This window comes from Candidatus Pelagibacter ubique HTCC1062 (assembly GCF_000012345.1).
Classification (GTDB): domain Bacteria; phylum Pseudomonadota; class Alphaproteobacteria; order Pelagibacterales; family Pelagibacteraceae; genus Pelagibacter; species Pelagibacter ubiqueversans.
Map to the genome: position 1 here is coordinate 486,620 of NC_007205.1, position 12,083 is coordinate 498,702.

Annotated in this window: 12 protein-coding genes and 1 riboswitch; of the genes, 9 read left to right on the forward strand and 3 right to left on the reverse strand. The window is 29.4% G+C overall.

The genetic code is table 11. The annotated features are described in order from the left end of the window. Positions 1 to 15: 15 nt before the first annotated feature. A complete protein-coding gene (locus SAR11_RS02525; RefSeq protein WP_011281754.1) occupies positions 16 to 984 on the forward strand; it encodes a complex I NDUFA9 subunit family protein in 969 nt (322 codons plus the stop codon). 171 nt (positions 985 to 1,155) lie between these two features. On the opposite strand, the gene SAR11_RS02530 is transcribed toward SAR11_RS02525, so the two are convergent. Next, positions 1,156 to 1,656 (reverse strand): GcrA family cell cycle regulator, encoded by a 501-nt coding sequence (locus SAR11_RS02530; RefSeq protein WP_006997403.1) that lies wholly within the window; start codon positions 1,654 to 1,656, stop codon positions 1,156 to 1,158. 123 nt (positions 1,657 to 1,779) lie between these two features. On the opposite strand from SAR11_RS02530, the gene SAR11_RS02535 reads away from it, so the two are divergent. The 3 genes from SAR11_RS02535 to argF are packed head-to-tail and all read left to right on the forward strand — an operon-like array spanning position 1,780 to position 4,694. Continuing rightward, positions 1,780 to 2,592 carry an ABC transporter permease gene (locus tag SAR11_RS02535; protein WP_041185777.1) on the forward strand — a complete coding sequence of 271 codons (813 nt, stop codon included), beginning with the start codon at positions 1,780 to 1,782 and terminating at the stop codon, positions 2,590 to 2,592. Between the two features lie 3 nt (positions 2,593 to 2,595). Further along, on the forward strand, positions 2,596 to 3,762 hold the full coding sequence (locus tag SAR11_RS02540) for an aspartate aminotransferase family protein (RefSeq protein ID WP_011281756.1): 1,167 nt from the start codon (positions 2,596 to 2,598) through the stop codon (positions 3,760 to 3,762). A gap of 2 nt (positions 3,763 to 3,764) precedes the next feature. Beyond that, the gene (argF, locus tag SAR11_RS02545) at positions 3,765 to 4,694 is read left to right on the forward strand and encodes an ornithine carbamoyltransferase (RefSeq protein ID WP_011281757.1); all 930 of its coding nucleotides are present in this window, start codon (positions 3,765 to 3,767) and stop codon (positions 4,692 to 4,694) included. Here the strand turns inward: argF and SAR11_RS02550 are convergent. Next, the gene (locus tag SAR11_RS02550) at positions 4,686 to 5,225 is read right to left on the reverse strand and encodes a c-type cytochrome (protein ID WP_011281758.1); all 540 of its coding nucleotides are present in this window, start codon (positions 5,223 to 5,225) and stop codon (positions 4,686 to 4,688) included. The genes argF and SAR11_RS02550 overlap by 9 nt on opposite strands. Before the next feature lie 103 nt (positions 5,226 to 5,328). Between SAR11_RS02550 and kdsB the strand changes: the two genes are divergently transcribed. From kdsB to recR, 5 genes are all read left to right on the forward strand, one after another. After that, positions 5,329 to 6,069, forward strand: a complete 741-nt coding sequence (gene kdsB / locus SAR11_RS02555; protein WP_011281759.1) for a 3-deoxy-manno-octulosonate cytidylyltransferase — start codon at positions 5,329 to 5,331, stop codon at positions 6,067 to 6,069. 1 nt (position 6,070) lies between these two features. Then, a complete protein-coding gene (locus SAR11_RS02560; RefSeq protein WP_011281760.1) occupies positions 6,071 to 6,901 on the forward strand; it encodes a prephenate dehydratase in 831 nt (276 codons plus the stop codon). 144 nt (positions 6,902 to 7,045) lie between these two features. Beyond that, positions 7,046 to 8,719 carry a DNA polymerase III subunit gamma/tau gene (gene dnaX / locus SAR11_RS02565; RefSeq protein WP_011281761.1) on the forward strand — a complete coding sequence of 558 codons (1,674 nt, stop codon included), beginning with the start codon at positions 7,046 to 7,048 and terminating at the stop codon, positions 8,717 to 8,719. A 3-nt stretch (positions 8,720 to 8,722) separates the two neighbouring features. Next, a complete protein-coding gene (locus tag SAR11_RS02570; RefSeq protein ID WP_006997395.1) occupies positions 8,723 to 9,040 on the forward strand; it encodes a YbaB/EbfC family nucleoid-associated protein in 318 nt (105 codons plus the stop codon). 4 nt (positions 9,041 to 9,044) lie between these two features. Next, complete coding sequence (gene recR / locus SAR11_RS02575) at positions 9,045 to 9,656, forward strand: recombination mediator RecR (RefSeq protein WP_006997394.1); 612 nt, start codon at positions 9,045 to 9,047, stop codon at positions 9,654 to 9,656. Here recR and SAR11_RS02580 read toward each other — a convergent pair. After that, on the reverse strand, positions 9,643 to 11,838 hold the full coding sequence (locus SAR11_RS02580) for a malate synthase G (protein WP_011281762.1): 2,196 nt from the start codon (positions 11,836 to 11,838) through the stop codon (positions 9,643 to 9,645). The two genes, recR and SAR11_RS02580, sit on opposite strands and share 14 nt — an antisense overlap. Positions 11,839 to 11,908: 70 nt before the next feature. Continuing rightward, positions 11,909 to 11,996: riboswitch (glycine riboswitch) on the reverse strand. Between the last annotated feature and the right edge of the window lie 87 nt (positions 11,997 to 12,083).

Sequence of the window (12,083 nt, forward strand, 5' to 3'; positions counted from 1 at the left end):
TTTAATTATATATATATGAAAGCAAAAAATTGTCTAATTTTTGGCGGTAGTGGTCAAATAGGTCGTCATTTAATAAGAAAGCTTACTAAAAATAATTATAAAGTAACTGTGGTTACTAGAAACCTTCATCAAAAAGGATATGCAATAAAAACTCAAGCTAATGCAGGTTACATAGACATTGTTGAAGCTAATATCTTTGATGAAAAAAAAATTAGAAAGCTTTTCTCTCAAACTGATATTTGTATAAATTTAATTGGTATTTTATATGAAAGTGGCAAGGGCAATACTTTCAAAAATATTCACTCTATTTTTCCATCTATTTTATCTAAACTTTGTAAGGAATATAAAGTTCAGCAATTTATTCATTTGTCAGCATTAGGGATAAATGATGCACCAGACTCAGAGTATGCAAAAAGTAAATTAGATGGCGAACTTAATATTCAAAAAAATTTTCCTTTAGCAACAATATTAAGGCCTTCTGTAGTTTATTCAGTTGATGATAATTTTACTACGTCTTTTATGACTTTACTCAGTAGACTTCCATTTTTCCCTCTTTATTATAATGGATCAACTAAATTTGCTCCAATACATTGTTCGGATTTAACTGATACCATTTATCATGTTGTCTCTAAAAGTATTTACTCGAAAATTATAGAGTGTGTTGGGCCTGACATCTTATCCTTAAAAGAAATTTTAAAAAAATTATTACATTTAATAGATAAAAAAAGATTATTAGTACCATTACCTCTTTTTGTAGCAACTATGTCTGCTAAAGTTTTTCAATTATTTCCAAAACCACTCCTAACAATAGATCAGCTTACGCTTTTAAAATATGATAATGTTCCTTCAGGTAAATATCAAACTAATGCTGATATTGGGGTTCCAAGCACAAGAGTATTTGATAATGAAGTAGAAAAATATAGCTATATGTGGAGAGAAGGTGGGCAATTTTCTACAAAAAAATATAACCCTGCTAATTCTTAATAGAATTTCCTATACTAAAATTGTATGATTATTTATGATAATTAATATTATTTATTTTTTAATATTCTCAATTTTCTCTTATCTAATTTATCTAATCATAAAATCTCTGATTAGAGGGTTTAATGGGAAGAATAAGAAATAAAAAATTAAGATTAATTAAATTAATAATTATTAAGCAGTATTAATTTTTTTATCAATATACTGAGGTGTCTCTTCATCTTTATCAGCTACAGGCTCTTCTTTTCTTCCTTTTGGCTGATAGGCATATAGCAAATGAAGTTTGCAATATGAAAAATCTTTTAAAGACGATCGCCCACAAAAATAAAATGATTGTTCTTCAGGATGACCTATAGGCCATTTACAAGAGCTCTCGTCTAGTTCTTCTAATTTCTTAGGATTTTCTGGTTCAAAATCTTTTTCAATAATTAAGGATTGAAACTTACTTTTTCGGCCTCTTTTTTGCTTAGAAGAATTTTCTTCTGAACTATTATCAAAATTTTGGCTTGAAGATGCATTTCTAGTTTTAATTTTTGATGATAAATTTAATCTATGAGCTTTACCAATTACTGCATTTCTACTTATACCACCGATTATTTCAGCTATTTGGCTTGCAGTGCTTCCTTTGCCCCAAAGTTCTTTTAACTTTTCTACTTTTTCTTCGTTCCAGCTCATATTCTATATTTAGTATGTTAATTAATTTTTATAACTATATACAGATCACACAAGATTAAAAAAAAGACAACGGATTTTTCTGTTTTATACACATCTTTTTTTAAAATTTATATATGATTACTTATGGTTGAATTGGATAAAAAATATCATATCGGAGTTAAAAAGTTTGGCTTTGTAAATTGGATTGGCTTTAAAAGTCTATGGCTTAAAGAGTGTAACAGGTTCATGGCAGTTTGGCAGCAAACTTTGTTATCTCCACTTGTTTCAAGTTTATTATTTTTATCAGTTCTATCCCTAGCTTTAGGCAATAATAGAGGAGATGTACTTGGCTATTCTTTTATAAATTTTTTAGCTCCTGGTTTAATTGCGATGAGCATCTTAACACAATCATTTAGTCACTCTGTTTCTTCACTAATGATAGGAAAAATTCAAGGAAATATTGTTGATATGCTCTATGCACCATTATCAGCCCTTGAAGTATCAATGGCAATAATATTGGCTGCCTTAACAAGAAGTTTTTTAATAGCTATAATTTCAATAGCTGTCTTTTCATTAATAGTTGATATCACAATTTATAATATCTTTTATATTTTTGTCTTTGGTTTTTTAGGAGCATTTATTTTGGGAAGCTTAGGTTTTATCACCGGTCTTTGGGCTGAAAAATTTGATCATACAGCAACTGTAATAAATTTTATAATAACTCCATTAAGTTTTTTATCTGGAGTATTTTATTCAATAGATAAACTTCCACAATTTTTTCAAACGATAAGTCATATTAATCCATTTTTTTATATGATCGATGGGTTTAGATATGGCTTCTTAGGAAAATCAGATGGATCGATAACAGTAGGCTTAATCTATCTAATTATATTAAGTGTTCTCATGTGGTATGTTGCTTTTCTTCTTTACAAAAAAGGTTATAAAATTAAATCTTAGTTAATGAGCGCTTTAGCAAAAAATTATAATAGAAAAAAAATCTCTTTTAAATATGGTAAGGGAAGTTTTTTATATTCTACTAATGGAAAAAAATATTTAGACTTTGTTCAGGGAATAGCAGTAAATTCCTTGGGGCATGCAAACCCAAATTTAATAAAAGCAGTTAACAAACAATCTAAAAAACTTTGGCATGTTTCTAATGCATTTATCATTCCAGAGGGAGAAAAATTGGCTAAAAGATTGGCAAAAAAAACTTTTGCAGATTTTATTATTTTCCAAAATAGTGGAGCAGAAGCCACAGAAGCAGCAATTAAAGTTGCTAGAAGGTATTTTTATTCGATAGGACAACCTTCAAAAAATAGAATTCTTTGTGTTAAAAATTCATTTCATGGAAGAACATTAGCTACAATTTATGCTAGTGGATCAAAGAAGATGACGGAGGGCTTTGGACCGAAAGTTGATGGATTTGACCATTTTGAATTTGGAAATCATAAAGATTTTAAAAAAAAAATAACAAAAAAAACGGCTGCTATTATGGTTGAAACTGTGATGGGAGAAGGAGGAATTAAAGTTATACCCAATTGGTGTTTAAAAGAATTAAGAAAAATTTGTGATAAGAAAAAAATTTTATTAATTTTAGATGAAGTCCAGTGTGGAATTGGAAGAAGTGGAAATTTTTTTGCATTTGAAAATTCGAAAATTAAGCCCGATATTGTTCCAATAGCAAAAGGAATTGGAGGTGGGTTTCCGTTAGGTGCAGTTTTAATGAATAAAAAGGTAGCATCAGGAATGACAGCTGGAACTCATGGGTCAACATTTGGTGGCAACCCACTAGCTATGTCTGTTGGAAATGCAGTTTTAGATCAAATATCAAAAAAAGGATTTCTTTCAAATGTTAAAAAATTATCAAAATATTTTCATTCAGAATTAAATATATTGAGAAAAAAGTTTCCTAAAATAATTAAAGAAGTAAGAGGTGTTGGTTTATTAATAGGATTACAACTTCATAATGATCAAACAAAATTTATACAGAAACTAATGGATAATAAATTATTAACAATTAGAGCGGCTGAAAATGTTATTAGAATATTACCTCCTCTTAATGTTAAAAAAGAAGAAATAAAAATAGCAATAAATATTATTGAAAAAGTGTGTTCTACTTATAAATAAATATGAAACATTTCATCAACCTTAAAGATATACCTTCAGCAGATCTTAAAAAAATCATCATTGATGCAAAGAACAGAAAACAAAAAAGAAAAAATTATAACACTTTAGAAGTTGATAAAGATAAACCTTTAAAAGGCAAGTTACTCATTCAAATGTTTGAAAAAGCAAGTTTGAGAACGCGATTAAGTTTTTACCTTGCAATAAAACAACTAGGTGGAGGAACTATAACACTTAGAGCTAATGAATTACACCTAGGAAAAGGTGGGGAAAGTCTAGCAGATACTGCTAAAATTTTATCAACTTATGGGGATGGTTTTATGCTGAGAACTGACAGTGATAAAAAAATAGAAGAATTTAGCAGATACTTAAAGATACCAGTAATAAATGGTCTAAGTCCATCGTCTCATCCAACACAAGTGCTATCAGATATTTTCACAGTTGAAGAAATTAAAAAAAAATCTATTTCCAAATTAAATATTTGTTGGATTGGAGATTCTAATAATGTTCTAAATAGTTTGATTGCTGCTTCAGTTAAATTTTCTTTCAACTTAAATATTGGTTGTCCCAAGAATTATGGGCCTAAAAAATTTGTATTAGATTGGGTAAAAAAAAATAAAAGAAAAATTCACATCTTTTATGATGCTAAAAAAGCAGTTAAAAATGCTGATGTAATTTTTTCAGATAAAGTAATTTCATTGAACGATAAAGTTAATAAAAATAAAAAAATTAAAGATTTTAGAAACTTTCAAATCAATTCAAAATTGATGAGTTTTGCTAAAAAAGATACAACTTTTTTACACTGTCTTCCAAGGGGAGAAGAGGTTGCAGCAGATGTTTTTTTGGGAAAAAATTCTGAAGTATGGCTGCAGGCTCTAAATAGAGTGCATGTTCAAAAAAGTATTTTATTATATTGTTTTGGTAAATTAAGGTAGCTGTTTAGGGCTATCACTATTTTGATTTAGGTACTTAATAATCGAGGCTCTATCTGCTTCTTTTCTCAAGCCAGCGTAAGACATTTTTGTTCCTTTCAAATATGAGCTAGGTTTTGTTAAAAAACCATTGAGTTCTTCAAAAGTCCAGTCTTTACCATATGAGGCTAAAGTTTTAGAATATTTGTAGTCTTCTACAGCACCTACTTTACTGCCCACTACGTTATAAAGAGCAGGACCAATTTTATTTGGACCACCTTTTTCAATAGAGTGACATGCTGCACATTTTTTAAAAATTTTTTCACCTAAAGTTACATCGCCTAGAGCCATTATAGCGGCAATGTCTACTTTTTGCTCAACTTCAGCAACTTGAGATACTGTGGAAGCTGGTTGTCCTTCTACTTCAACTTGATACCCTGGATTTTCTGGTTTATTTACATGAAAGACACCGTCGGCAACTTTTCCTAAACCAATTACAAGAAGTGCAACCATTAAAATAGCAGCAATAATTTTATTAAGCTCGAACGAATCCATATAAATTTTATTATTTTGCAGATATAACATGATAATTAAAAAAATACTTAATTTTTAATTTTTAATTTTGCGTCTGTTAGACGCACAAATTGGTAAATTTATAATGGCTAAAACATTAATATTAATTCCATCAAGAATGTCAGCAAGTAGATTGCCAGGTAAACCGCTTTTAACAATTAATAATTTATCAATAATTTCTCATGTTTTTAAAAGGGCAGAAGAAACAAATATTGGCGAGGTAGTAGTAGCAACCGAAGATCAAGAAATACTCGATGATGTTGAAAAAAATGGTGGTAGAGCTGTTTTGACGAGTAACACTCACAAAACTGGCACAGATAGAATTTTTGAGGCTTACGAAAAGCTTAATATTAAAGACATTGATTTTATATTAAACCTGCAAGGGGATGAACCAAATATCAATAAAAATGATATTATAAATTTAAATAACTTTATGATTAATAGTAATTCTGGAATTGGAACGCTAGCAGCAGAAATTAAAAATGATAAAATGTTAATTGATCAAAATATAGTTAAGGTTATTACAGAAACAAAATTAGAAAAGAATAATTTTCCAATAGCATTAAATTTTACTAGAGATGGTTTTTCAAGAAATGATCAAAATATTTATCATCATATTGGAATCTATTCGTATAAAACAAGTACATTAAAAAAATTTGTTAGTCTGGACCAAACATTTAAAGAAAAAAAAAATAGATTAGAACAGTTAAGAGCATTAGATAATGATCTGAAAATCAACGTTGCTTTGGCAAACTTTTCTCCCATTGGTGTAGATACAAAAGAAGATTATCTAGCTATAAAAAAAATTATGGAATATAAATCCTAAAATGACCAAAATTTATTTTCAAGGAACGTTCGGTGCTTATTCACATTTAGCAGCTCTAGAAATAGATCCTAAAGCAGAAATAATTCCATGTAAGACATTTGATGAATGTTTTTTAAAAACATCTCAAGATAAAAATTCGAGAATGGTAATTCCAGAATCAAATCGAATTACAGGAAATATTGGAATCGAATATCTTATTTTTAAGTATAGACTTAATATTTATGCGGAACATTTTCAGAAAATTGAACATAATTTATTAGGACAGCCAGATAGCAATTTAAGTGATATCAAAGATGTTTATTCTCACGCTCAAGCTTTATCACAGTGCTCTAAATTTATTAAAAAAAATAATTTAGTTGAACATATTCGTGCAGATACTGCTGGTTCAGCTGAGACAATTTCAAAGTCTAAAATTAAAACAGAAGCTGCAATTGCCTCTACTTTAAGTGCTGAAATTTATGATCTAAAAATACTTTCAAAAAATATTGAAAATGAAAAAGGAAATGCTACGAGGTTTTTGGTAATGGGTAATGAAGTTTTACAGCCTGATTTTGGTGATAAAAAATACATAACTTCTTTTCTATTTAAGTTAAAAAGTAAGCCTGCAGCTCTCTATCAATCATTAGGTGGCTTTGCGATCAATGGAGTTAACCTTACAAAACTTCAAAGCTATCCAGAGCAAAATTCCTTTGAGTCATATTTTTTCTTATGTGATTTAGAGGGACACATAGACAATCCAAAAGTACAAAAGTCTTTAGAAGAATTAGGACTTCATTGCCAAGATTTTCACGTACTAGGTGTTTTTGAGGCTGATAAGTTTAGAGAAAAATAACTTAGAAAGTTTTCTTGTAGAATTGAAAACATTACTGTTATAATAGTTTTGGAGGCTAGAGGTGGATACTGCTTGAACCCGACCAGATCTTAACGGAAGCAGTCGTAGAGACAGTTATTCAGGTTCTAGTCTCCTTTATATAAAATGAATAAAAATACAAAAGTTTTAGCTTTAAAGTACAGACCTCAGACATTTAATGATCTTATAGGGCAAGATGTTGTTGCGGAAACAATTTCTAACTCTATTAAGGCTAATAAAGTGCCTAATGCCTATCTTTTTACTGGAATTAGAGGAATAGGAAAAACGACAACAGCAAGGATTGTTGCAAAATCTCTAAATTGTTCAAATGGAATAGATAATTTGTGTAAAGAGGAACTTTGTGAAAATTGTAATGCCATTTCTAACTCAAATCATATTGATGTATTGGAAATGGATGCAGCAAGTAAAACAGGGGTGGACGATGTAAGAGACCTTATTGAATTTTCTAGATATGGCCCAACTACTGCTAAATATAAAATATTTATAATTGATGAAGTTCACATGCTTAGCAAACAAGCATTCAATGCATTGTTAAAAACCTTAGAGGAGCCGCCAGAATATTTAAAATTTATCTTTGCAACAACAGAAATAAAAAAAATTCCAATTACAGTAGTCTCACGTTGTCAAAGATTTGATTTATCTAGAATTAAATCTTTAGAGTTGTTTGATTTTATTAGGAAAATTAAAGAAAAAGAAAATGGTAACGCATCAGATGATGCTCTTAAATTAATTGTTAAAATTTCTGAGGGTTCAGTTAGGGATGCGCTATCGTTACTTGATAGAGCTCTACTTACTTTGGATAAAGACAAAGAATTAGATCTTGCAGCAGCACAAAAAATATTTGGTTATTTTGATAAGTCTCAATTAATTGATTTATTTGAATTAATATTTGAAGGTAAAGAAACTGAAGTTCTCAACACTTACAGAGAAATATATAACCAGGGTGTTGAACCAAAAATTTTTATTAATGATTTCTTAGAGCTCTTATATTATTTTAAAAATATTGATTCACTAAATTTGGATGGTAATAATTTTTTATTGAATGATGAAGAGTTTAATAAAATTAAAGATCTTTCAGAAAAAGTTAACAATGAGACCCTAATATTATTTTGGCAATTTACTATTAAAACACTTGAGGAGCTTGATATTGTTTCTAATCAACATTTATCAATGGAAATGTTCTTAATTAGATTAATTCATTTAAAAAGCATTAAACAGGAAAGTGAAAAATATAAAGAAGATAGCAAACTATTAGTTGAAAGTGAAAACCAAACATCTTTTTCACCAAAAAAAACAAACGAAGATATCTTTGGAATAAAAGATAAATCTGAAACAATAGGTCAAATGAAAAATATTGTTCAGGAAAAAGATATCAAAGAAAAAGAAAATAATAACATTGAAACAAATACCAGTCTTATAAATTCATTTGATGATCTATTAAAAGCATGCTCTTCTAAAAAAGAGATTAAATTAAAATATGAATTAGAAAAAAATGTTAACCTTGTAAGTTTTGAGAACAAAAGAATTGAAATTTCATTTAATGAAGATTTAGATAAAGATTTTATTAAAGATCTTTCAACAAAACTTTTTGAATGGACCAATGAAAGATGGATTATAAGTCTAAGCAAAACCAAAGGACAGCCATCAAAAAAAGAAGAAGAAATTAATGAAAAAAAAGAACTGATAGAAAGTGTAAAGAACTCCTCAATTTATAAAGATATTTTAAAAAATTTCCCTGATGCAGAACTTATTGATGTTAAACCTAGAAAAGAAGATTAAAGAATGACTGATTTTACAAAAATTTTAGATAAAGCAAAAGAATTAGAGGCTAAAATGAAAGAGAGCCAAGAAAAAATAAAGAACATTCAGGTAGAAGGAACGTCTGGTTCAAATTCTGTAAAGGTTACTTTAAATGGTGAAAATGAAATGATCAAAATTGACCTTTCTGACGAAATATTAAAGGAAAATAAAATTATAATCGAAGATTTGATAGTGGCTGCCCATAATAATGCAAAATCAGAATTAAAATCTAAGACATCTGAAGAAATTTCTAAGTCTACAAGTGGATTAGGTATTCCTGGTTTTAAATGGCCGCTTTAAGAATATGCAAAATATTAATGAGATAGAAGAGTTAATTAAATTAATTTCTAAACTTCCTGGCTTAGGTCCTAAATCTGCAAAAAGAATTGTTTTAAAACTTATTAATAATAGGGATGAACTTGTAAAACCAATGGCAAACACTTTGGCGCAAGTTTATAAAAATGTTATTAGGTGTCAATCTTGTGGTACTTTAAAATCTAATTCATTAGGCTGTAACAATTGTGAAAATTCAAAAGAAAAATATAATAAAATATGTGTAGTTGAAGACATTGCAGATCAATGGTCAATTGAAAATTCTAATATCTATAAAGGCTACTTTCATATTCTTGGTGGCACTATTTCTTCTGCTGGCCAGAGAAAAGAAGATCTTTTGATTAATTCATTAGTAGAAAGAGTTTCAAGAGAAAATATTGAAGAAGTTATACTAGCAACAAGTGCAACAGTAGAAGGTCAAACTACCGCTTATTACATAGAGGATAGTTTAAAAAAAACTTCTACTAAGGTTACAAAACTTGCTCAAGGACTTCCTGTTGGTGGCGAAATAGAAAGTCTCGATGATGGAACTTTATATTCAGCTTTTAAAAACAGAACTGGAATTAAAACTAATTCTGACTAGATTTCTTTAATAATCGATTTAGATGTAATAACGGTTCTGTGTAACCCGAAGGTTGCTCTTTACCTTTAAAGATTAAATCACAAGCTGTCTTAAAAGCAATTGATTGCTCAAAATTTTCAGACATCATTTCGTAGCTTCCTCTTCCGGAGCGAGTATAGGCACCATCATTTTTATTTTGATCATCAACAATTTTTGCCATTTTTTTCATTACTTCCATAACTTGTGATTTTGTACAAATATCGTGATGTATCCAATTAGCTATATGTTGAGAAGAAATTCTTAAAGTGGCTCTATCCTCCATCAAACCAACATTATTAATATCAGGTACCTTTGAACAGCCAACTCCATGATCTATCCATCTGACGACATACCCTAAAAGAGTTTGTGCAGAATTGGAAATTTCGGAGTTAATTTCTTCCATTGACCAGTTTGGTCTGTCTGCTACAGGAATTGTTAACAAATCATCCAGTTTTGCAGATTCTCTTTTTTGAATTTCTTTCTGTTTCTCAAAAATATTTATTTCATGATAATGAAGAGCATGAAGAGCTGCCGCTGTAGGTGAGGGAACCCAAGCACAATTTGCACCAGCATTTAGATGGCTAGTTTTTTGTTCCATCATCTCTTTCATTTTGTCCGGCATAGCCCACATTCCTTTGCCAATTTGAGCCTTACCAGAAAGACCACATTGAAGACCTATGTCTACATTGTTATTTTCATATGCCCCAATCCATTTAGAAGATTTCATATCTCCTTTTTTAATCATAGGACCAGCTTCCATTGAAGTATGCATTTCATCACCAGTACGATCTAAAAAACCAGTATTAATAAAAAATACTCTATTTTGAAGTGTTCTAATACACTCTTTTAAATTAGATGAGGTTCTTCTCTCTTCATCCATAATTCCAATTTTACAAGTGTATTTTTCCAATCCTAAAACTTCTTCAACTTTAGTAAAAATTAAATCAGTAAATGAGGTTTCATCAGGACCATGCATTTTTGGTTTAACAATATAAATAGAACCAGTTCTAGAATTACCTTTTTTTTTAATATCATGAAGGCAAGCTGCTGAAGTTATAAAGGCATCCATAATACCTTCTGGTATTTCAGAACCATCTTTTAAAGTGATTGCTGAGTTAGTCATAAGGTGTCCAACATTCCTTACCAATAATAAACTTCTTCCATGTAGCTTTAATCCTTTTCCATCTTTAGAAATATAACTTCTGTCGGGATTTAATTTACGCTCATAAGTCTTTCCATTTTTTTCAAAAGTTGATTTCAAATCACCTTTCATAAGTCCAAGCCAATTACGATAACAAATAACTTTGTCATCAGCATCTACTGCAGCAACACTATCTTCATTATCACAAATAGTTGAAACTGCAGCTTCAACAATAATATCACTAATTTTAGCAGGATCTTGTTGAGCGCTAAAAGCATTTGGGTCTATAATTATTTCTATATGAAGATTATTATTTTTTAAAATTATTGCTGATGGATCATTGGCCTCTCCTCTATGACCAATATATTTATCTTTATTTTTTAAAGATGATTTATTACTATCTTTTAATACTGTTAAAGAGCCATTATCAATTTTAAAGGCTGTAATATTATGCCATTCAAAATTTTCTAGAGGAAAATATTTTTCTAAAAAGTCTCTTCCATATTTTATAACCATTTCTCCTCTTAAAGGATCGTATCTTTGAGTGGGACTATCCTCAGATTGATCGATTACATCTGTACCATATAAACTGTCATATAAACTCATCCATCTAGCATTAGCTGCATTCAGTGCATACCTTTCATTCATGATTGGAACTACTAATTGAGGTCCAGCAATACTAGTTATTTCTTCATCAACATTATTTGTTTTGATCTTAAAATCAGGGCCTACTTCTTTTAAATAATCAATTTCTTTTAAAAATTTTTTATACTCCTCTAGATTGATTTCATTTCCTTTATTTGCAATATGCCAATCGTCTATTTTTTTTTGTAAATCTTCTCTTATTTTTAATAGCTCTTTATTTTTTGGGGCTAGCTCATGAACTACTTGGTCGAAGCCTTCCCAGAATTTTTCAGAAGAAATATTTGTATCTTTAAGCAGCTCTTCATTAACGAAGTTAAGCAATTTATTAGAAACTGATAGATTGTGTATTTTTGTATATTGTTCTTTCATAGCACCCATTTTACCCCATCTGTATTTTTGCCTGAGAGTTTTGCTCCATCGGCGAGATAAATCTCTTTCCAGAGTGTTATGTTTGTTATCGGTCCATTTGCCTGAGAGTTTCCGGGGTGGTTGCTCCTTCGGCGCTATTATTTAATAGTCTCTCCCGATATCAATTAAGAGTACCTTTTAATAGAATTATGTCAAATATAAATTATTTAAAACATTTTATTGCCTTTTTTCTTAATTAATTAATAATTAAACAA